This is a genomic window from Roseateles sp. P1_C1_2 (assembly GCF_056406535.1).
In genome coordinates, this window is sequence record NZ_JBFUAB010000009.1 from 127,032 (window position 1) to 148,747 (window position 21,716).

Here is a 21,716-nt window from a genome sequence, read left to right on the forward strand (position 1 = left end):
GCTGCCACGTGTTTGATGCAAGTTCTTGTCCTGCATGGCCCCAACCTCAACCTGCTTGGCACCCGCGAGCCCGAGGTCTACGGCGCGCAGACTCTGGCGCAGATCGACGCTGAACTCGGCGCGATCGCCTCAGAAGCCGGCGCCACGCTGAGCAGCTTCCAGAGCAACCACGAAGGTGCTCTGGTCGACCGCATCCAGGCCGCGCGCACCGACGGCACTCACTTCATCATCATCAATCCGGCCGCCTACACCCACACCAGCGTCGCCATCCGCGACGCGCTGGCGGCCGTGGCCCTGCCCTTCATCGAAGTTCATTTGTCCAATATCCACCGCCGCGAGGCCTTCCGCCATCACAGCTATATGAGTGAACTGGCGGTGGGCGTCATCTGCGGCCTCGGCGCGAACGGCTACCGCCTCGCGCTGCGCCACGTCCTCGAATCGTTGGAAGCCGGCGCCTGACCTCCGGTCTCGCGCCGCCTTTTCCTTTTCTCCCACAACAACAACACCGCCTGGAGCCAAGATGGACCTTCGCAAGCTCAAAACCCTGATCGACCTGGTTTCGGAATCCAATATTTCCGAACTGGAAATCACCGAGGCCGACGGCAAGGTCCGCATCGTCAAGGCCGACCCGGCCGCCGCCGTCGCCATGCAGCCGGTCTATGCCGCCGCCCCGGCGCCGGTCGCCCATGCGCCGGCCCAGGTCGCCGCGCCCGTGGCCGCCGCCGCTCCGGCCGCGCCCGTCGAAACCGGCCACATCGTCAAGTCGCCCATGGTCGGCACCTTCTACCGTGCCTCCAGCCCCAACGCCAAGCCGTTCGCCGACGTCGGCCAGCAGGTCAAGGAAGGCGAGGCCATCTGCATCATCGAGGCGATGAAGATCATGAACGAGATCGAGGCCGACAAGACCGGCACGATCACCAAGGTGATGTGCGAGAACGGCCAGGCCGTCGAGTTCGGACAACCGCTGTTCGTGATCGAGTGAGGCCACTCGATGTTTAAGAAGGTTCTTATTGCGAATCGCGGAGAGATCGCTCTGCGCATTCAACGAGCGTGCCGAGAACTCGGCATCAAGTCCGTCGTCGTCTACTCCGAGGCCGACCGCGACGCCAAATATGTGCGCCTGGCCGACGAGGCTGTCTGCATCGGCCCCGCACCCTCGGCCCAGAGCTACCTCAGCATGCCGGCCATCATCGCGACGGCCGAGGTGACCGACGCCGAGGCCATCCACCCTGGCTACGGCTTCCTGAGCGAGAACGCCGACTTTGCCGAGCGCGTCGAGCGCAGCGGCTTCACCTTCATCGGCCCGACGCCCGAGTCCATCCGCATGATGGGCGACAAGGTCTCGGCCAAGCAGGCCATGATCCGCGCCGGCGTGCCCTGCGTGCCCGGCTCCGAGGGCGCCCTGCCCGAGGACCCCAAGGAGATCATCAAGATCGCCCGCTCGGTGGGCTACCCGGTCATCATCAAGGCGGCCGGCGGCGGCGGCGGCCGCGGTATGCGTGTCGTGCACACCGAAGCGGCCCTGGTGCACGCGGTGCAGACGACGCGCGCCGAAGCGGGTGCCGCCTTCGGCAACCCCGAGGTCTACATGGAGAAGTTCCTCGAGAACCCGCGCCATGTGGAGATCCAGATCCTGGCAGACACCTTCAAGAACGCCGTCTGGCTGGGCGAACGCGACTGCTCCATGCAGCGCCGCCACCAGAAGATCATCGAGGAAGCGCCGGCACCCGGCATCCCGCGTCGCAACATCGAGAAGGTGGGTGACCGCTGCGCGGCCGCCTGCAAGAAGATGGGCTACCGCGGCGCCGGCACCTTCGAATTCCTCTACGAAAACGGCGAGTTCTTCTTTATCGAGATGAACACGCGCGTGCAGGTGGAGCATCCGGTCACGGAGATGGTCACCGGCATCGACATCGTGCAGCAGCAGATCAAGATCGCCGCCGGCGAGAAGCTGCCGTTCACGCAGCGCCAGATCGAGATGCGCGGCCATGCCATCGAGTGCCGCATCAACGCGGAAGACCCGGTCAAGTTCGTGCCGTCGCCTGGTCGCATCACGATGTGGCACGCCCCCGGCGGCCCCGGCGTGCGCGTGGACTCGCACGCCTACACGAACTACTTCGTGCCGCCCAACTACGACTCCATGATCGGCAAGATCATCGTCCACGGCGACACACGCGAGCAGGCCCTGGCCCGCATGCGCATCGCGCTGAGCGAGACGGTGGTCGAAGGCATCCAGACCAACATCCCGCTGCACCGCGAGCTGATGGCGGACGCCAAGTTCATCGAGGGTGGCACCAGCATCCATTACCTGGAAGGCTGGATGGCTGCCCACAAGCGATGAGCCCAGGGCGGGTCTCGGCAGTCGCGGGACAATAGGCGCATGAGTCATTTGTTTGAACTTGCGCTGGTGTGCCGCGAGGCCGATGTCGAGATCGTCAGCGATGCGCTGATGGAGATCGACGCGCTCGCCGTCTCCGTGGAGGACGCCGACGCTGACACCGACGCCGAGCACGCCCTGTTCGGCGAGCCCGGCATGCCGGCACCCAAGGCCGGCTGGGAACGCTCGGTCGTGAAGGCGCTGTTTCCCAGCGAGCCCGACGCCACCGAAGCTGCCACGCTGATCCTGGCCCAGGAGTGGGCCGCGGACGTGCATGTGCAGGCCATCCAGGCCGTGCCCGAGCAGGACTGGGTGCGCCTCACGCAAAGCCAGTTCGCACCCGTGGAGATCACGCCCGAGTTCTGGATCGTGCCCAGCTGGCATGAGGCGCCGCCGCAGGCCCAGCGCGTCATGCGCCTGGACCCGGGCCTGGCCTTCGGCACCGGCACGCACCCGACGACGCGCATGTGCCTGCGCTGGATCGCGACCCACGTTCAAGCTTGGACTCGCGTGCTGGATTACGGCTGCGGCTCCGGCATCCTCGCCATCGGCGCGGCCCTGCATGGCGCCCGCGACATCGACGCGGTCGACATCGACCCGGCCGCCATCACCTCCTCGCGCGACAACGCGACGGCGAACAACGTCAAGTTCAATCCCGGCCTGCCTGAACTGGCCCAGGGCGAGTACCCGCTGGTCATCGCCAACATCCTGGCCACGCCACTGAAGCTGCTGGCCCCGCTGCTCTGCGCCCATGTCGCGCCGGGTGGCGACCTGATCCTGGCCGGCATCCTCAGCCGCCAGGCCGACGAGCTGAAGGCAGCCTATGCGCCCTGGTTGAAGCTCGAAGTCACGGACGAAGAAGATGGCTGGATCCTGATGACGGCCCGGCGCCCGGCATGAGCCTCGCGACGCGCTGCACCGCCTGCGGCACGATCTTCAGGATCGTCGAGGACCAGCTGCGCGTCTCCGACGGCTGGGTGCGCTGCGGCCGCTGCGCCGAGATCTTCGACGCCCGCGAACTGCTGTTCGACATCGAGCGCGACGCGCCGCCACCATGGCCGGCGCAATACGCACCCGCCGCCATGGCGCCTGAACCGGAGCCGCTGCCACCGCCACCGCCGCCTGCTGCGCCACCACCACCGGCCTACACACCGCCGCCGGATTGGATGCCGCCGCCCGAACCCGAGCCGCGCGCCGAGGCCCTGCCCACCGGCTGGCCTTCCGAGTTCGGCAGGAACGAGTCCAGGCCCGAGCCCCGCTGGGTGGAGGATGACCGGGTCGCCGAGGCGGCTGCCGAACCCGCACCCATGGTGGCCCGTGATGCCGAGCCCGAACCGTCCATGGCCGAGATGGCGCCCATCACCGCAGAGCCCGCCGAGCGGCCCGGCAAGCCTGCGAAGCCGGCCAAGGCAGTCAAGCCAGCCAAGGCGCCCAAGACGGCCAAGGCCCAACCCGGGGTGCCCGAGTTCATGCGCCAGGCCGAAAGCAGCGCGCGCTGGAATCGCCCGGCCGTGCGCGTGGCGCTCGGCGCCGTTTCCCTGTTGCTTGCCTTGCTGCTGGGCCTGCAGGTCACGCTGCACTTCCGCGACGCCATCGCGGCGCTGCACGCACCCCTGCGTGAACCCCTGCGGGCGCTTTGCGGCATTGCCAGTTGCGAGGTCAAGCCGTGGCGCCGCATCGAGGCGCTCAGCATCGATGCCACGTCGCTCAGTCCGGTGGGCACCGGCAGCTACAAGCTCAGCCTGTCGCTGCGCAACAAGACCGGCGTCGACGTCGCAGCGCCCTGGGTGGAGCTGAGCCTCAGCGACGCCAACGGCGTGCCGTTCGCGCGCCGTGTGCTCGGCCCGGAGACCTTGACGCCCGCGTTGACCCAGGTCAATGCCGAATCCGAACAGGCGCTGAGCCTGGTGTTCGGCACGGGCGGGCAAAAGGTCAGCGGCTACAGCGTCAACATATTCTACCCCTGAGCGCGGCGGCGTCCGACACCGCAGTCATCGCGGGGTCTTGATCTTCATCGCCGCGCCAATGGGAAAGACGCAGAGCCCCGTGCGAGTCCTCGAGACTTGAGCGCTTCGGCCAACGTCATGCGTCAGTCGGGACACGCTGTCGTGCTGCGGGGAGAGAGGCCGGGAGTCTGCGCCCGGGATCAAAGTTAGGCCCTCGCAGCGGCAGCAGCTGTAGGACCAGGCCGCATCGCCGGCAAGAGGCGTCAGCAGATGCATCCGCGCCCACTTGGACGAGTGCGCCGGCAATAAAAAAACCCGGCACCGAAAATTCGGTGCCGGGTGTCTGATTCGCCGGGATCCGGGTGGACAAGCCACCCGGAGACGAGTCAGCGGATCGCCTGATTAGGGCTTGTTGCCGGTCGGGAAGGGCCAGGCAGCTTGCGGGCTCAGCGCGGTCTTGGCCGCAGGAGCGGTCGCAGCAGCGGCAGGCTTGGCAGCAGGGGCAGGCTTGGCGGCAGCCTTCTTCGGAGCAGCGGCCTTCTTGGCAGCAGGCTTCGCAGCGGGCTTGGCGGCAGGCTTGGCAGCAGCCTTCTTGGGAGCAGCAGCCTTCTTGGCCGGAGCAGCCTTCTTGGGAGCAGCAGCCTTCTTGGCGGGTGCAGCCTTCTTCGGTGCGGCCTTCTTGGCAGCAGCCTTCTTAGGAGCTGCAGCCTTCTTGGCCGGAGCGGCCTTCTTCGCCGGAGCAGCCTTCTTGGCCGGAGCGGCCTTCTTTGCCGGAGCAGCCTTCTTGGCCGGAGCGGCCTTCTTTGCCGGAGCGGCCTTCTTTGCCGGAGCAGCCTTCTTGGCCGGAGCGGCCTTCTTCGCCGGAACGGCCTTCTTCGCCGGAGCGGCCTTCTTGGCCGGAGCGGCCTTCTTGGCCGGAGCAGCCTTCTTGGCCGGAGCGGCCTTCTTGGCCGGAGCGGCCTTCTTCGGTGCGGCCTTAGCCGGGGTCTTCGCAGTTGCCATGGTTTTCTCCTTGATCAAGTGGAAAAGTCACCGTCCCGCACGGACCGGTCCGTGCAGATACGGTTATTCACCGTCCGAGAGTCGCTCAGGAGGAACGCCTCGGTACGGTGAATCGGATCGCCATGCAGCCCCGCCACCTCAAGGGTGCTGATGCGGGTTTCGCTCGGTGACTGCATTGGCCAGGTCTTGATCTTGTGATGGCTGAGACTTCAGTCCCAGCTCAGGGCCCCGCCTGATTGGTACTCGATGACACGGGTCTCGAAGAAGTTGCGTTCCTTCTTCAAGTCGATCATCTCGCTCATCCAGGGGAAGGGATTTTCTTCGTTAGGGAACAGGGCTTCGAGGCCGATCTGCACCGCGCGACGATTCGCGATGAAGCGCAGATAGCCCTTGAACATCGAGGCGTTGAGGCCCAGCACGCCACGCGGCATGGTGTCCTCGGCGTAGCGATATTCCAGCTCGACGGCCTTCAGGAACAGCGCCTTGATCTCGGCCTTGAACTCGGCCGTCCAGAGGTGCGGGTTCTCAAGCTTGATCTGGTTGATCAGGTCGATGCCGAAATTGCAGTGCATGGACTCGTCGCGCAGTATGTACTGGTACTGCTCTGCCGCACCGGTCATCTTGTTCTGGCGGCCCATCGCCAGGATCTGCGTGAAGCCGACGTAGAAGAACATGCCTTCCATCAGGCAGGCGAAGACGATCAGGCTCTTCAGCAGCGTCTGGTCGGTCTCGGGCGTGCCGGTGTTGAAGTTCGGGTCCATGATCGCGCCGATGAAGGGGATCAGGAACTCGTCCTTGTCACGGATGGACTGGACTTCGTTGTAGGCGTTGAAGATCTCGCTCTCGTCGAGACCGAGCGACTCCACGATGTACTGGTAGGCGTGCGTGTGGATCGCTTCTTCGAAGGCCTGGCGCAGCAGGAACTGACGGGCCTCCGGCGCCGTGATGTGGCGGTAGGTGCCCAGCACGATGTTGTTGGCGGCCAGCGAGTCGGCGGTGACGAAGAAGCCGAGGTTGCGCTTGATGATGCGGCGCTCGTCTTCGGTCAGGCCGTTGGGATCCTTCCAGAGCGCGATGTCGCGGCTCATGTTCACTTCCTGCGGCATCCAGTGGTTGGCGCAGGTGGCGAGGTACTTCTCCCAGGCCCACTTGTACTTGAACGGCACCAGCTGGTTGACGTCGGTCTGGCCGTTGATGATGCGCTTGTCGGCGGCACGCACGCGACGCGCGGTCGTGGGTTCACCGGACAGCTGGGGAGCGGGGATGGAGATGCTGGCGGCTTCGCGCGACGCTGTCGCCGAAGGCATGGCCGCGAGAGGCTTCGCGGTGTGGGTATCAGTGGACTTCAGGTCTTCGTCCCAATCCAGCATGGTGTGCTTCCTATCACTTCTAATTATCGGCAGTGCTTGTGCAAATCAACAAGAACTAGCTGCGGCTATTTGCATCATTCGCGCAAAGTTTGTTGCGCGTGGGCATCGAAAACAGGAGGTGCGCACTTGTCTATACAAGTACACACCTCCACTTCGACTTACTGGCAGGCCTCGCAGCCGGGGTCGTCGATGGCGCAGAACTTCATGTCGGTGGCCGGCAGTTCGGGCTCGACGACAGCGATCGGTGCAGCCGCAGCAGCCATCACCGGCGCCGCGCTGGACGACACCGAGTTGAGCTGGCCCGAGCGCGTGACCGTGCTCTTCTCGGCCTGTGTCGCGCTGATGGTGCGCAGGTAGTAGGTCGTCTTCAGGCCGCGCTGCCACGCCAGCTTGTAGGTCTCGTCGAGCTTCTTGCCCGATGCGCCGGCCATGTAGATGTTCAGGCTCTGCGCCTGGTCGATCCACTTCTGGCGGCGCGAGCCGGCTTCGATCAGCCACACGGTGTCGACCTCGAAGGCCGTCGCGTACAGCGCCTTGATGTCCTCGGGCACGCGGTCGATGCGGCGCAGCGAGCCGTCGAAGTGCTTGAGGTCCATGACCATCACGTCGTCCCACAGGCCCAGGGCCTTCAGGTCACGCACCAGCGATTCGTTGATGACGGTGAACTCGCCGGACAGGTTGGACTTGACCGACAGATTGCCGAAGCAGGGTTCGATCGACGCGTCGACGCCAATGATGTTGGAGATGGTGGCCGTCGGCGCGATGGCGATGCAGTTGCTGTTGCGCATGCCGAAGGTGGCGATGCGGCCGCGCAGCGAATCCCAGTCCAGCGTCGTCGAGCGGTCCACGTCGACGTAGCCGCCGCGGGCTTCGGCCAGCAGGTCGAGCGAGTCGATCGGCAGGATGCCGCGGTCCCACAGCGAGCCCTTGTACGAGGAATAGCGGCCACGCTCTTCGGCCATCTCGGTCGAGGCCCAGTAGGCGTGATAGCAGACGGCTTCCATCGAGCGGTCGGCGAACTCGACGGCAGCCTGGCTGGCGTAGGGCGTGCGCAGTTGATACAGCGCGTCCTGGAAGCCCATGATGCCCAGGCCGACCGGACGGTGGCGCAGGTTGGAGTCGCGGGCCTTCTTGACGGCGTAGTAGTTGATGTCGATGACGTTGTCGAGCATGCGCATGGCCGTGCGCACCGTCTTCTTCATCTTGACCTGGTCGATGGCGCCATCCTTGATGTGCTGGGCCAGGTTGACGGAGCCGAGGTTGCAGACGGCGATCTCGCTGTCGTTGGTGTTCAGCGTGATCTCGGTGCACAGGTTGCTGGAGTGCACGACGCCGACATGCTGCTGCGGGCTGCGCACATTGCAGGCGTCCTTGAACGTGATCCAGGGGTGGCCCGTCTCGAACAGCATCGACAGCATCTTGCGCCACAGGTCCTTGGCCGGCATGCGCTTGAAGAGCTTGATCTCGCCGCGGTCGGCCTTGGCCTCGTAGGCCGTATAGGCCACTTCGAAGGGCTTGCCGAACAGGTCATGCAGGTCCGGGCAGGTGGAGGGGCTGAACAGCGTCCAGTCGCCGCCTTCGAGGACACGCTTCATGAACAGGTCGGGAATCCAGTTCGCCGTGTTCATGTCGTGGGTGCGGCGGCGGTCGTCGCCGGTGTTCTTGCGCAGGTCCAGGAACTCTTCGATGTCGAGGTGCCAGGTTTCCAGGTAGGCGCAGACGGCGCCCTTGCGCTTGCCGCCCTGGTTCACGGCGACGGCCGTGTCGTTGACGACCTTCAGGAAGGGGACGACGCCTTGCGACTTGCCGTTGGTGCCCTTGATGTGCGAGCCGAGCGCACGCACCGGCGTCCAGTCGTTGCCCAGGCCACCGGCAAACTTGCTCAGCAGCGCGTTCTCCTTCAGGGCCTCGTAGATGCCGTCGAGGTCATCGCTGACCGTCGTCAGGTAGCAGCTCGACAACTGCGAGCGGCGCGTGCCGGCGTTGAAGAGGGTGGGCGTGCTCGACATGAAGTCGAAGCTCGACAGCACTTCGTAGAACTCGATGGCGCGCGCTTCGCGGTCGATCTCGCCCAGCGCCAGGCCCATGGCCACGCGCATGAAGAAGGCCTGCGGCATCTCGATGCGCTGGTCTTCGATGTGCAGGAAGTAGCGGTCGTACAGCGTCTGCAGGCCGAGGTAGTCGAACTGCAGGTCGCGTTCGGCCTTCAGCGCGGCGCCCAGCTTGGCCAGGTCGTACTGCCCCAGCTTCTCGTCCAGCAGCTCGGCCTTGATGCCCTTCTTGATATAGCCGGGGAAGTACTCGGCATAGCGCTGGGCCATCTCGCCCTGCAGCACCTCGCCGCCGATGATCTCGCGGCGGATGGTGTGCAGCAGCAGGCGGGCGGTGGCGCGGCTGTAGCCGGGGTCCTTCTCGATCAGCGTGCGGGCGGCCAGGATGGCGGCCTTGTAGACCTCGTCGATGGCGACGCCGTCGTACAGATTGCGCATGGTCTCGGCCAGCACGGGGTCGGGTTTGACGTCGGCGCCGAGGTTCTCGCAGGCGGAGACGATCAGCGACTTCAGCTGGCCGAGATCCAGCGGACGACGCTCGCCGCCGTCCACCACCATCAGCTGCGGCTCGGCCGCGCGCGTGGCCTCGCCCTGGGCGGCACGCTCCTGGGTGCGGCGCTCGCGATACAGCACATAGGCGCGGGCGACTTCGTGGTTGCTGCTGCGCATCAGGCCCAGTTCAACCTGGTCCTGCACATCTTCAATATGGAAGGTGCCGCCGCTCGGACGCGAACGCAGCAGGGCGCGCACGACGTTCTGGGTCAGCTGCTCCACCGTCTCGCGCACGCTGGCCGAGGCTGCACCGCTGGTGCCGTGCACGGCCAGGAAGGCCTTCATCAGCGCGACGGCGATCTTGCTCGGCTCGAACGAGACCACGGCACCGTTGCGGCGAATGATCTGGTAGGCCTGGTAGGTCGTCAGCGTGGGGGCGCTGGGAGCGGACGCGTCGGATCCAAACGCGACCGGTGCAGCGGGAATGGCTTGGGCCTGACCCGTGGCGGCTTCATGCAGCATGAGGAGATCCTTTATCGAGAAATGACGGGCAAATGCGCGGCAGCAACCCGGAGGTCGGGCCAGCGCATGGTGCGTAGCTTCAGTGGGGTGTTTCGTCCCTGCCGGTCCATTGCCAGGCCGGTGTTCCGGCTTGGGCCTCGGGCGCTTTGCTGCGGTGGCCAAGCCACTGCAAACAGCAAATCCGAGGGGAAGGTCATGGGGTCGACTGGGTTAGCAGGATATCACGAAGGGACACTATATCTATGGGCCGAAGACCCCTCAAGCACTACCCCTAGTGTCAAACCCTGGGCGTGATTCCGCTGGAAAAATGCCCGGCGCGCGCCTTTGTCCGATCAGATCGGGGCTCATGGCCGACAACCCGCATCAACACTGGGCTGGCGGGTCGAAGCGGCCCGCAAAGCCGCGCCAACGCTAGGCCCGGACAAGCACCCGACAGCCACGCTGCAGATTCAAGCAGGGCAAATCCCGAGAAGGTTTTTCGTTCAACTGTCACCCGCCGAGATCGCCAACCGCGCCATGCGGTAGCGGATCTGGCGCAGCGACAGCCCGAGGCTGGCCGCCGCCGCCGTGCGGTTGAAGCGGTGCAGCTCCAGGGCCCGCAGCAGGATGGCGCGCTCGACCTCGTCGAGATAGCGCGCCAGGTCCGATGGCAGCTCCTCGGGCAGGGACACGCCCTCGACGACGGGCGCTGCCTCGATGGGGAGGTCCAGGGCGGCGAACTGCGACTCGCTGCGGCCTTCATCGAGCAGGGTGTCGGGCAGGCCGAGATCGTCGGCGTCTATCCACTCACCGCCGGCCAGCGCCAGCGCGCGGTGCAGCAGGTTCTCCAGTTCGCGCACATTGCCGGGGAAGGCATAGCGCGACAAGGTCTGCAGCGCGCCCGCCGTCAGCCGCGGCGCCGGCGAGACACCAGCGTCCTGGGCGATGCGCGTCAGCACCCGCGTGCTGATCAGGCCCAGGTCCTCCAGCCGCTCGCGCAGCGGCGGCACCCGGATTTGGATGACGTTGAGGCGGTAGAACAAGTCCTGACGGAAGCGGCCCGCCGCGACCTCGGCGGACAGGTCCTTGTGCGTCGCGCTGAGGATGCGCACATTGATCGGCGTCTCGGCGGTGGCGCCGACCGGTCGCACCGAACGCTCCTGGATGACGCGCAGCAGCTTGCTCTGCATGGCCAGCGGCAGGTCGCCAATCTCGTCGAGGAAAAGCGTGCCGCCGTCGGCCGCCTGGAAGAAACCCTCGCGGTCCTCGTTGGCACCGGTGAAGGCGCCCTTGCGGTAGCCGAAGAACTCGGCCTCGAGCAGGTTCTCGGGAATGGCGCCGCAGTTGACGGCGATGAAGCCCTGCTCGGCGCGCACGCCGTGGTCGTGGATGGCCCGCGCCACCAACTCCTTGCCGGTGCCGGACTCGCCCTGCACCAGCACGGGCGCCATGCTGCGCGCCACCTTGTCGATCAGCGACCGCACCGCGCGGATGGCGGGCGATTCACCGACCAGGCGCAATGCCGACGCGGGAGTCGCCACGCCTTTCTCTTGCGCTGCCGGCGCCGGCTCGGGCGCCACGCGGCCCAGGGCCGATCCGACGACGAGGCGGAACTGGCGCAGGTCCACCGGCTTGGTCAGATAGTCGTAGGCACCGGCCTTCAGGGCCTCCACGGCGTTCTCGGCCGAGCCGAAGGCGGTGATGACGATGGCCTTCTCGGGCCGCCCGGCCTGCTCCAGCCAGCGCAGCAGCGCCAGGCCCGAGCCGTCGGGCAGCTTCATGTCGGTGATGACGGCGCTGTAGGTCTGGGCCTGCAGATGCGCGAGCGCCTCGGCCACCGTGCCGGCGCTGTCGATCTCATAGCCTTCGCGCAGCAGCGTCAGCTCGTAGAGCGTGCGCAGATCGGGCTCGTCGTCAACGACCAGCAGGCGCGGGGGCGAAGCAGTAGTCATGCAGGGGCAGATGAGGGCGTGCGCAGCCGAACGCGGAACTCGTTGGCCGCCGCGTCGGTGGCGCGGCGGTAGTCGATGCGGGCACCATGGCGCTCGCACAGCTCACGGCAAATATAGAGGCCCAGGCCCGAACCGCGGCTGCGGGTCGAGAAGAAAGGCTCGAACAGATGGCGCTCGATCTCGTGCGGCACCGGCGCGCCCGCGCTGCGCACGAGCAGGTCCAGCGTATCGCCGTGGCGCTCGAGGCTCGCCTGGATGGCGCCCGCGCCCGGCTCGGCATGGCGGTGCGCGTTGTCCAGCAGGTTGACCAGCACGCGGCGCAGATGCTCGGCGTCGAACAGGCCCACCAGGCCCGGCGCGGCGATGTGCAGCCGGAAGCGGCTCTGGGCACCGGGCTCGACGCCATTGACGCGAACCCAGTCCTCGCTGGTCTCCTTCACCAGGGTGCTGACGTCCAGCGGCTGGGTGTCGGGCTGCATGCCGGGTGCGAGTTCGCTGACGTCATCGACCAGGCGCTTGAGCCGCTGCACATTGGAAGCCACCATCTTGGTCAGCTGCTCGGCGCGGCCGCCCGCCACGTCCTCGGCCAGCAAGGCGTTCGCCTGCGCGATGGCCGCCAGCGGGTTGCGGATCTCGTGCGCAATGCCCGCCGACACCCGGCCCATGGCGGCCAGCTTCTCCTGGCGGGTGCGCGCCAGCAGCTCGCGGTTGTCCTCGACGAAGAGCACGCACAACTCCTCGCTGCCCTCGCGCTGGCGGGTGAAACGCAGCCGCAGGCGCAGGCTGCGCGCAGCACCGTTGTCCAGCGCGAGCGCCACGTCGACCTCCGCGCCCGCATCGCCGGCGCTGCTGCCATGAGCCTGCTCCAGGGCCAGCACCAGCGGCTGCCAGTCGGCGCGGCCGCGCAGCTGCCAGCTCAGCTCGCCGCTGGCGGCGCCGAGCAGGCTGCGTGCGGCCGGGTTCATCGCCCGCACGCGCCCGCGCCGGTCGACGACGAGGACGCCCTCCTGCATCTCGTCGATGACGAGGCGGTTCAACTGCTCCTGCTGGCGCGCGAGCGCGAGGCTGCCGCGCGCGGCCTTTTCCTCGCGGGCCAGGCGGGCGCTGAGCTCGCTGGCCAGCAGGCTGACGGCGAACAGGCCGCCCCCCACCAAACCGGCCTGCGTCGTCTTCAGGCCCACGTCGTTGCCCGACAGCAGCGACCAGCCCGCCGCAGCCAGCAGGCCCAGCGTCGCGATCGCGGCCGTCGCCAGCGCCAGCAGCCGCGGGCTCAGCACGGCCGCCATCAGCACCGGCATGACGAACAGGGCGCCGTAGTTCACGCCGCTCGGGTCCAGCGCGTGCAGCACGCCGAACAGGATCAGGTCCACGCCGATGGCGCTCCACCAATGTGGGCTGCTGATGCGCGCGAGGCTGCGCGCGGACGCCCCGCGCCGCAACTGCGGCAGCAACCAGAGCGCCAGCGCCGCCAGCGCATAGGAGACGCTGAGTGCCAGCGTCGAGCGCGCCGGCGGCGTGCCCAGGATGGCCGAGATCAATTGCGCCGCGACCAGGGCCAGGCCCAGGGCGGCGCGCGCCGACAGGAAGGCGCGGTAGAGGCGCTCGAACGAAGCACTGGCCTCGACCGGCGGCTCCGCCGGCGGCTGCTCGACGAACCAGCTCCCCGCGCCGGTCACCTTCAGGCCTGGCCCTGGCGGGCCTCGAAGCTGCTGCGGTGGCCCGCGCTGCAGAATACGCCACCCTTGCCCGGCAAGGCTTCATCGGCCGGCAGGTGCATGCCGCATTCGGCGCAGCGCAGCATGGGGCGCGGCGGTGCGGGCGGCTGCGGCTTGCCCGCCTCGGGCTCGCGCGGCCTGGCGCGCTTGGCACCCAGCACGAAGAAGAGCACGGCCAGCCCCAGCAGCAGCAGCAGGTACTTCATGCGCCGCCTCCGTTGACACCGCGCTGCAGGATGACCTCCAGCACGAAGCGCGAACCGGCATAGGACAGCAGCAGCAGGGCGGCGCCGGCATAGAGCCAGCGCGTCGCGCGCCGGCCGCGCCAGCCATAGATGCGCCGGCCGACGAGCAGGCCGGTCAGCACCAGCCAGCCCAGCACGGCGAGCAGGTTCTTGTGGTCCCAGCGCCAATGCGGCGTGAACCACCAGCCCAGCACGATGGCGAGCGACAGCACGCCGACGCCGGCGGCCACGAACTGGAAGGTCAGCCGCTCGAGCCGCAGCAGGGGCAGGCCGGCCGGCGTCGACTGCTTGCGGCGCAGCTGCGATTCGGCACGGTTCATCAGTGCCGCGTGCAGCACCGCCACGCCGAAGAGTCCGTAGGACGCCAGGCCCAGCACCCAGTGCAGCGGCGCCCAGGGCGAGGCCGCGAGTGGCCGGCTCTCGCCGGGAAAGCCCCAGGCCAGCAGCACGGCCGCCGCCGCCAGCCAGGCCAGCACGCGGCGCACGCTGTGCAGCGGCAGGAAACGGCTTTCGACCAGATAGACCGTCAGCACCAGCCAGGTCGTCATCGACAGCGCCGGCGCGAAGCCGAAGCGAGCCCCCGGCTCGGCCAGGCCATAGCCACTGATATCTATATAGAGGGCGACGAACTGGGCCGTCCAGGCCAGCGCCATGGGGGGCACGGAGCGCAGCGGGCGGCGCACGGCGCCATCGGCATCTCCCGCGCGTGCGCGCAGCAGGCCGACCCAGACATAACCCAGCAGCGCCAGCACGCTGGCGACCGCCAGCGCGAGGCCCGGCCCGACGGCGCCGACCACGGCGGCGTCTCCAACAGGGGCGGGCGATAAACTCATGGCTGCAGTGTACTTTTGGCCTGTCGCCGTTCTGTCGACTCAGGCCCCCTCCCCAAACATGGCTTCCACCCTCACCGACCGCCTGAGTCGCCTCGTCAAGACGATGCGCGGGCAGGCCCGCATCACCGAGAGCAACGTGCAGGACATGCTGCGCGAGGTGCGCATGGCCCTGCTGGAGGCCGACGTGGCCTTGCCCGTGGTGCGCGACTTCATCGCCCGCGTGAAGGAGAAGGCGCTCGGCCAGGAGGTCGTCGGCTCGCTGAACCCGGGCCAGGTGCTGGTCTCGGTGGTGCACAAGGAACTCGCCGCCACCATGGGCGAGGGCGTGGTCGATATCAACCTCGCCGCCCAGCCGCCCGCCGTCATCCTGATGGCCGGCCTGCAGGGCGCCGGCAAGACGACGACGACGGCCAAGCTCACCAAGCACCTGATCGACAAGCGCAAGAAGAAGGTGCTGACGGTCTCCGCCGACGTCTACCGCCCGGCCGCCATCGAGCAGTTGAAGACGGTGACCCGGCAGGCCGGTGGCGAGTGGTTCCCGTCAGAGCCCAACCAGAAGCCGCGCGACATCGCGCTCGCGGCGCTGGACCACGCCAAGCGCCACTACTTCGATGTGCTGCTGGTCGACACGGCCGGTCGCCTGGCCATCGACGAAGCGCTGATGGCCGAGATCAAGGAACTGCACGCCGTCCTGAATCCCGTCGAGACGCTGTTCGTCGTCGACGCGATGCAGGGCCAGGATGCGGTCAACACCGCCAAGGCCTTCAAGGAGGCCCTGCCGCTGACCGGCGTCATCCTGACCAAGCTCGACGGCGACTCGCGCGGTGGTGCGGCGCTGTCGGTGCGCCAGATCACGGGTGCACCGATCAAGTTCGCCGGCGTGTCCGAGAAGATCGACGGGCTGGAGGTCTTCGATGCCGACCGCCATGCCGGCCGCGTGCTGGGCATGGGCGACATCGTGGCCCTGGTCGAGCAGGTCACGCAGAACGTCGACCTGGCCTCGGCCCAGGCCATGGCCGAGAAGCTCAAGAGCGGCAGCGGCTTCGATCTGAACGACTTCCTGCAGCAGATCGCGCAGATGAAGAAGATGGGCGGCCTCGGCGGCCTGATGGACAAGCTGCCGACCAGCATGATGGGCAACAAGCAGCCCGGCCAGGCCGACATGGACCGCGCCGAGCGCGACATGAAGCGCATGGAAGGCATCCTGCGCGCGATGACCGCCAAGGAGCGCGCCCAGCCCACGCTGCTGATGGATGGCAAGAGCAAGGCCAGCCGCAAGCGCCGCATCGCCACCGGCGCCGGTGTCCAGATCCAGGACGTCAACCGCCTGCTGAATCAGTTCGACCAGATGCAGGGCATGATGAAGAAGATGAAGGGCGGCGGCCTGATGAAGATGATGAAGCGCATGGGTGGCATGAAGGGCTTGCCGGGGATGTGATGGTCTGATGGCCTAGGGTTGACCAGCACTCAAACCGTCGTCGGCCTGTCCGGCGAAACAAGTCCTCACACTTGGTCCCAAGGTCGAGGGACAGGCGGCCGTGGTCAAGACCCGGCACTGCCGCTAGCGTGCCCGGCATGCTGAATCTCCACCTCCCCGCCTGGCTGAGCAACCTGACCGGACAGAGCGCGCAGCGCCGCCAGGTCGACGCATCCGACACCGTGATGCACTGGCCGCCCACGGCCGCACGCGTGCTGGTGAGCTCGGAGCGCCACGCCCACAAGAGCATCTCCCACGCCCTGGCCCTGGAGCACCCCAAGGGCTTTCTGCTGGCCCATGTGCCCCTGCACAAGTTGGTGCGCGTACCCAAGCAGTACTCCTACCGCGAGTGGCTGTCCCGCACCGGCCTGCTGACCGTCGACTTCGCCTTGTGCGACGAGCACGGCTATGTGCGTTCCGTCGTGCTGCTGCCCGTCGCCGAAGACCAGGTCCGCCACTCCCGCAAGCGTGAACGCCTGCTGCGCGTGCTGGGCGCCACGGAGCTGGCAGTCACGCATTGGGAGCGCGACTGGCAGAACGACACCGCCGAGCGGCTGCGCGACCGGCTGTTCTCCAAACCCAAGGCCTCCGGCTACTACGCCGATACGCCCCACTCACACTGAGCCGGGTTACTCCAGCAAGGCCCGCGCAAACTCGCGGGCGCTGAAGGTCTCGAGGTCTTCCAGCTTCTCGCCGACGCCGATGAAATAGACCGGCACGGGCCGCTCGCGCGCGATGGCCGCGAGCACGCCGCCCTTGGCCGTGCCGTCGAGCTTGGTGACGACCAGGCCCGTCAGGCCCAGCGCCTCGTCGAAGGCCTTGACCTGGTTCAGCGCGTTCTGGCCGGTGTTGCCGTCCACCACCAGCAGCACCTCGTGCGGCGCGCCCTCCTGGGCCTTGTTGATGACGCGCTTGATCTTCTTCAGCTCTTCCATCAGGTGGACCTGGGTCGGCAGGCGGCCGGCCGTGTCGGCAATGACGACATCGACGCCACGCGCTCGCCCGGCATTGACGGCATCGAAGGACACGGCGGCCGGGTCGCCACCCTCCTGGCTGACGATCTCGACCTTGGCGCGGTCGGCCCAGACACCCAACTGCTCACGCGCGGCGGCGCGGAAGGTGTCGGCGGCGGCCAGCAGCACCTTCTGGTCGGCCTCGGCCAGGTGGCGGGTCAGCTTGCCGATGCTGGTCGTCTTGCCGGCTCCGTTGACGCCGACGACCATGATGACAGTGGGTGTGTGCCGCCCAACTTCCAGGCCCTTTTCCAGCGGTGCCAGCAGTTCGGCCAGTGCATCGATGAGCAGGCCGCGCACGACTTGCGGCTCGGTCGCGCGGGCCTCCTTGACGCGGCGCTTCAGGTCGTCGAGCAGGAACTGCGTCGCCTTGACACCGGCATCTGCCATCAGCAGCGCCTCTTCCAGCTCTTCGTAGAGCTGCTCGTCGATCTTGGCGCCGCTGAAGACCCCGGCGATGCTGCCGCCGGTCTTGCGCAGCCCGGCCCGCAGGCGGTCCATCCAGCTGGCGCGCGGCGGTGGCGCGGGTACGGCGACAGGCGCCGCAATGGGTGCAACGATAGCTGCAGCCACGGGGGGCGGCACAGGGACTGGCAGCGGGGCGGCGACCGGTACAGGGGCCGGCACGGGTTCCAGCGCCGGCTTGCTGGCCGGCTTGGTGACCCAGCCTTCGGGGAGCAGGGCCGGCGCCTCGTCGGCGGGCGCGGGAGGCGGGGGCGCCTTCTTGAAGAAACTGAACATAGGCCGCCATTTTCGCCTGCCCTTGCGAAAGCCCTTTGACGGCGCCTTTCTCGCAAGCGCTTGATTTTTTGGCGGCCACGAACCGGGTGACACTGATTCAGGCTTCCCGCACTCCCGGTCCGCTATGCACGCTGCCCTGCCCTCCGCCCCCCGGTTGATCTCGCTCGCTGCGCTGCTGCTCTGCGCCGCCGCGTGGGCGCAGGACCTGCCAGGACAGCAGGCGCCCACCGCCGTCAGCACGCCGGCGCGAGGGCTTGCACCGGTCGCCAAGGCCGAACGCAGCTTCCTGATGTCGGCCTTCATGGCCACGTCGCAGGACAGGCTCAGCCTGTTCTCGTCGAGCGACGGCATCACGTTCACGTCGCTGGGCTCGGAGGTCTACCAACCGCCCAAGGACCTGCTGCGCGACCCGTCCATCATCCGGGCGGCAGACGGCCTCTACTACATCGCCTACACGACGAACTGGTCAGGCTCGACCTTCGGCATTGCGAAGTCGGCCGACCTGAAGACGTGGACGCATGTGGCCGACGTGCCCGTCAGATTGCCCGGTGTGTCCAACGTCTGGGCGCCGGAATGGTTCCGCGACAGCGACGGCAGCCTCAAGCTGGTCATGAGCCTGTCCAGGACCGGCACGCAGGGGCCCTTCGCGGCCTACTACGTGAAGGCACTGGATGCCGGTTTCACGCAGTTCTCCGACCCCGTGGCCCTGCAGGGTCTGGAGAAGAACTTCATCGACACCTTCGTCATCCTGCACGAAGGCCGTTATGTCGCGTTCACGAAGAACGAGACGACCAAGTTCATCGAACTGGCCACCGCGCCGTCGCTGGACGGCCCGTGGACGATGCAGAAGACGGGCGACTGGGCTGGTTGGGGCGGTCCGTCGGAGGGCCAGGCGCTGGTGCCGATCCAGGGCGGCTGGCGCATCTATTTCGACGACTACACGACCAAGCGCTACTGGTATTCCGACAGCTTGGACGGCCTGCAGACCTGGACGCCGAAGAAGGAGCTCGGCGGCGTATCGGGCACCGTGCGCCACTTCACCGTGATCTCCGAAGAGACCGCGCAGCTGGAACGCGTGACAGCGCCCAAGGGCAAGCCCAAGGCCATAGCCTGGGACCGCCATTCGCTGATCATCGACGGCAAGCGCGAGATGATCTTCGCCGGCGAGATCCACCCTTTTCGCCTGCCCTCGCCCAGCCTGTGGCGCGACGTGCTGCAGAAGATGAAGGCCTCGGGCCTGAACGCCGTGTCCTTCTACTTCAGCTGGGGCTACCACTCGGCCAAGCCGGGCCACTACGACTTCACCGGTGTGCGCAACATCGAGCGCGCCATCCAGATGGCCGAAGAAGAAGGCCTCTACGTCATCGCCCGCATGGGCCCCTATGTGAACGCCGAGCTGACGGCCGGCGGCTTCCCCGGCTGGCTGTTGCGCCAGCGCGCCGAGGCGCGCACCGACGCGGCCGAGTACCAGGCCGCGGCCGATGAATGGATGACGCAGATCAATGCCATCCTGGCCCGCCACCAGATCACCAATGGCGGCGGCAACGTCATCGCCTACCAGCTGGAGAACGAGCTGTTCTCCGTGCAGCCCAAGAACATCCGGCACATGCAGCATCTGGCGGACAAGGCGCGCGCCGATGGCATCACGGTGCCGCTGTTCCACAACGCCGCATCGCGCCTGCCGGACTGGACGCCCAGGAACTCCACCGCCCCCTTCGCCAACCCCGGCCCGACCGACCTCTACGCCTTTGACGGCTACCCCGGTGGCGTCTGCAGCGTGGACGCCCAACCCGGCTCGCCGGCGCCAGCGCCGGACTGGGGCATCTACGGCAAGAACTATCCCAAGGTCGGCTCGCTGGCCTCGCCCAACACGCCGGGCTTCGTCGCCGAGATCGGCGCAGGCTGGTTCGACTACTGGGGCAGCAACGGCACCTACGAGTGCACGGCCCAGCGCCAGGGGCCGGGCTACCAGCGCGTGTTCTACGGCAGCAGCCTCATCAATGCGCTGACCATCCACTCCATCTACATGGCCTACGGCGGCACCAGTTGGGGCTGGCAGCCGGGGCCCATCGTCTACACCAGCTACGACTACGGCTCGCCCATCAGCGAGGCCCGCGTGATGCGCGACAAGGCCCTGGTGCTCAAGCAGATGGGCGGCTTCGTGCAGGCAGCCACGCCTGTGCTCGCCCAGATGGACAAGGGTGAGATCCTGGACCCGGGCAATGCCAGGGTGAGGCTGTATCACAACGTCAACCAGGCGCTGGGCAGCCATGTACTGCTGGCCCAGCACAACGCGCTGACCGGCACCGAGGCCTTCGGCTTCAAGCTGCAGACGCGCGACGGCAGCTACCAGATCCCGCAGGCCGGCAAGCTGACACTGACCGGTCAGGACGCCAAGATGCTGCTGGCCAGCTACGCGCTGGAGCGCCAGCATCTCGTCTACAGCACGAGCGAGCTGCAGGCGCAGTTGCAGCAGGGCGCGCGCGACGTGGCGCTGCTCTACGGCCGCAACGGCGACGACGGCGAGACCGTGCTGCGCTATGCCGCCAGGCCGACCGTGAAGCTGCTGCGCGGCCAGGCCCAACTGAACTGGGATGCCAGGAGCGGCGACCTGCGGCTGAACTACCAGCACAGCGGCCTCATCGAAGTACTGATCAGCGGCGCCGGCCGCGCGCCCTTGCTGCTGCTGCTTGCCGACGAGAAGACGGCCCAGGAGTTCTGGCGACTGCAAGGCGTGCTGGTGCGCAGCCCGGCACTCCTTCGCACGGCGGCTATCGATGGCAAGACGTTGAAGCTGAGCGGCGACACGACCGCGCCCAGCGCACTGCGCGCCTGGGTACCCGATGGCGTCACCGGTCTGAGCTTCAACGGCCAGCCCGTCGCCGTTGCAGCTCAAGACTTCAGCCTCGCCGCCCGCACCGCCCTGCCCGGTCCCGACGTGATCAAGCTGCCCGACCTGACGCAACTGGCCTGGACGCGCCGCTTCGACTCTCTCGAAGCCGCACCCGGCTTCGACGACAGCGCCTGGCGCAAGGCCGACGCGACCGCTTCGGCCGCCAATGTCTACACCGCGCCCGACAAGGGCCAGCCCGTGCTGGCGATGAGCGACTACGGCTTCCACCACGGCGACGTCTGGTACCGCGGCCGCTTCACGACGACGAGCACTGCCAAGCCGCTGCAGCTCGAACTCTTCTTTGGCGGCGGCGGCGCCGGCATGATCCAGGTCTGGCTGGACGGCCGCTTCCTCGGCCAGCAGGAGAACGACACCGGCCGGCCCTTCCCCGAGACGACCGACAGCTTCAAGCAGCAGCTGAAAGACCTGCCGGCCGGCGAGCATGTGCTGGCCGTCGTCGTGCGCAACAACTCGCACAACTGGGATCTGTTCGCCGACGATGCCCACAAGGAGGCCCGCGGCCTCATCGCCGCGTCGCTGGCGACCCGGGGCGGCCAGCGTTTCGGTCTGCCCATCGCCTGGAAGATCCAGGGCAACAAGGGCGGCGAGGACATTGCCGACCTCGTGCGCGGCCCGATGAACAACGGTGGCCTGCAKGGCGAGCGCATGGGCTGGCATCTGCCTGTCGATCCGAGCAAGCCGCAGCTTGGGTGGGAAACCACCACGCCCAGCGCCGCACCGCCCGCGCCCGGCAGCTACTGGCTGCGCACCCACTTCAAGCTCGACCTTCCCGCCGGCCACGACGTGCAGCTGGGCCTGGCCTTCGGCGACACGACGAAGCCGCGCTCCGAGGTCGAGAACCGCGCGCTGATCTTCGTCAACGGCTGGAATATGGGCCAGTTCATCGCCCACGTCGGCCCACAACGCGTCTTCGTGCTGCCGCCCGGCATCCTGAATCCGAACGGCGACAACACGCTCACGCTGGCCGTCACCACCGATGGCCAGGCGGCCAACGCGTTGGAGGCCGTGCACCTCGTGCCGCTGGCCGTGGCGCGCGGCGGCGTACCGTTGGAGCCGGTGCCCCAACCGCGCAACCTGCAGCGTTGAA

Annotated in this window: 16 protein-coding genes; 8 read left to right on the top strand and 8 right to left on the bottom strand. The window is 67.5% G+C overall.

Translation table 11 applies throughout. The features are described from left to right. Nucleotides 1-12: 12 nt before the first annotated feature. From aroQ to AC1D2H_RS10740, 5 genes are all read left to right on the top strand, one after another. The gene (gene aroQ / locus AC1D2H_RS10720) at nucleotides 13-459 is read left to right on the top strand and encodes a type II 3-dehydroquinate dehydratase (RefSeq protein WP_477930302.1); all 447 of its coding nucleotides are present in this window, start codon (nucleotides 13-15) and stop codon (nucleotides 457-459) included. A gap of 61 nt (nucleotides 460-520) precedes the next feature. Then, on the top strand, nucleotides 521-982 hold the full coding sequence (gene accB / locus AC1D2H_RS10725; RefSeq protein ID WP_478010904.1) for an acetyl-CoA carboxylase biotin carboxyl carrier protein: 462 nt from the start codon (nucleotides 521-523) through the stop codon (nucleotides 980-982). Nucleotides 983-991: 9 nt separating this feature from the next. Beyond that, on the top strand, nucleotides 992-2,341 hold the full coding sequence (accC, locus tag AC1D2H_RS10730; RefSeq protein WP_478010905.1) for an acetyl-CoA carboxylase biotin carboxylase subunit: 1,350 nt from the start codon (nucleotides 992-994) through the stop codon (nucleotides 2,339-2,341). A gap of 48 nt (nucleotides 2,342-2,389) precedes the next feature. Next, nucleotides 2,390-3,277 (top strand): 50S ribosomal protein L11 methyltransferase, encoded by an 888-nt coding sequence (prmA, locus tag AC1D2H_RS10735; RefSeq protein WP_478010960.1) that lies wholly within the window; start codon nucleotides 2,390-2,392, stop codon nucleotides 3,275-3,277. Next, nucleotides 3,274-4,344, top strand: a complete 1,071-nt coding sequence (locus AC1D2H_RS10740) for a zinc-ribbon and DUF3426 domain-containing protein (protein WP_478010906.1) — start codon at nucleotides 3,274-3,276, stop codon at nucleotides 4,342-4,344. Before prmA ends, AC1D2H_RS10740 begins: the two co-directional genes overlap by 4 nt. Before the next feature lie 381 nt (nucleotides 4,345-4,725). Here AC1D2H_RS10740 and AC1D2H_RS10745 read toward each other — a convergent pair whose 3' ends face one another. From AC1D2H_RS10745 to AC1D2H_RS10775, 7 genes are all read right to left on the bottom strand, one after another. After that, the gene (locus AC1D2H_RS10745; protein WP_478010907.1) at nucleotides 4,726-5,325 is read right to left on the bottom strand and encodes a histone; all 600 of its coding nucleotides are present in this window, start codon (nucleotides 5,323-5,325) and stop codon (nucleotides 4,726-4,728) included. Between the two features lie 209 nt (nucleotides 5,326-5,534). After that, the gene (locus AC1D2H_RS10750; RefSeq protein ID WP_477930310.1) at nucleotides 5,535-6,695 is read right to left on the bottom strand and encodes a ribonucleotide-diphosphate reductase subunit beta; all 1,161 of its coding nucleotides are present in this window, start codon (nucleotides 6,693-6,695) and stop codon (nucleotides 5,535-5,537) included. Nucleotides 6,696-6,853: 158 nt separating this feature from the next. Continuing rightward, nucleotides 6,854-9,760 (bottom strand): ribonucleoside-diphosphate reductase subunit alpha, encoded by a 2,907-nt coding sequence (locus tag AC1D2H_RS10755; protein WP_478010908.1) that lies wholly within the window; start codon nucleotides 9,758-9,760, stop codon nucleotides 6,854-6,856. Nucleotides 9,761-10,242: 482 nt separating this feature from the next. After that, on the bottom strand, nucleotides 10,243-11,691 hold the full coding sequence (locus tag AC1D2H_RS10760; RefSeq protein ID WP_478010909.1) for a sigma-54-dependent transcriptional regulator: 1,449 nt from the start codon (nucleotides 11,689-11,691) through the stop codon (nucleotides 10,243-10,245). Next, nucleotides 11,688-13,367: a sensor histidine kinase gene (locus AC1D2H_RS10765; RefSeq protein WP_478010910.1), complete on the bottom strand. Its 1,680-nt coding sequence runs from the start codon at nucleotides 13,365-13,367 to the stop codon at nucleotides 11,688-11,690. The genes AC1D2H_RS10760 and AC1D2H_RS10765 overlap by 4 nt, the downstream gene beginning before the upstream one ends. A 2-nt stretch (nucleotides 13,368-13,369) precedes the next feature. Further along, complete coding sequence (locus AC1D2H_RS10770; RefSeq protein ID WP_478010911.1) at nucleotides 13,370-13,612, bottom strand: PP0621 family protein; 243 nt, start codon at nucleotides 13,610-13,612, stop codon at nucleotides 13,370-13,372. After that, entirely contained in the window at nucleotides 13,609-14,484 is an 876-nt protein-coding gene (locus AC1D2H_RS10775; protein ID WP_478010912.1) for a cytochrome C assembly family protein, read from the bottom strand. The genes AC1D2H_RS10770 and AC1D2H_RS10775 overlap by 4 nt, the downstream gene beginning before the upstream one ends. A gap of 58 nt (nucleotides 14,485-14,542) precedes the next feature. On the opposite strand from AC1D2H_RS10775, the gene ffh reads away from it, so the two are divergent. Together ffh and AC1D2H_RS10785 are read left to right on the top strand one after the other, a co-directional pair. Continuing rightward, nucleotides 14,543-15,922 carry a signal recognition particle protein gene (ffh, locus tag AC1D2H_RS10780; protein WP_478010913.1) on the top strand — a complete coding sequence of 460 codons (1,380 nt, stop codon included), beginning with the start codon at nucleotides 14,543-14,545 and terminating at the stop codon, nucleotides 15,920-15,922. Nucleotides 15,923-16,059: 137 nt separating this feature from the next. Continuing rightward, nucleotides 16,060-16,584 carry a hypothetical protein gene (locus AC1D2H_RS10785; protein ID WP_478010914.1) on the top strand — a complete coding sequence of 175 codons (525 nt, stop codon included), beginning with the start codon at nucleotides 16,060-16,062 and terminating at the stop codon, nucleotides 16,582-16,584. A gap of 6 nt (nucleotides 16,585-16,590) precedes the next feature. Here AC1D2H_RS10785 and ftsY read toward each other — a convergent pair whose 3' ends face one another. Continuing rightward, nucleotides 16,591-17,715 (bottom strand): signal recognition particle-docking protein FtsY, encoded by a 1,125-nt coding sequence (gene ftsY / locus AC1D2H_RS10790; protein ID WP_478010915.1) that lies wholly within the window; start codon nucleotides 17,713-17,715, stop codon nucleotides 16,591-16,593. A gap of 124 nt (nucleotides 17,716-17,839) precedes the next feature. Between ftsY and AC1D2H_RS10795 the strand changes: the two genes are divergently transcribed. Further along, nucleotides 17,840-21,715 carry a beta-galactosidase gene (locus AC1D2H_RS10795; RefSeq protein WP_478010916.1) on the top strand — a complete coding sequence of 1,292 codons (3,876 nt, stop codon included), beginning with the start codon at nucleotides 17,840-17,842 and terminating at the stop codon, nucleotides 21,713-21,715. Nucleotide 21,716: the final 1 nt, after the last annotated feature.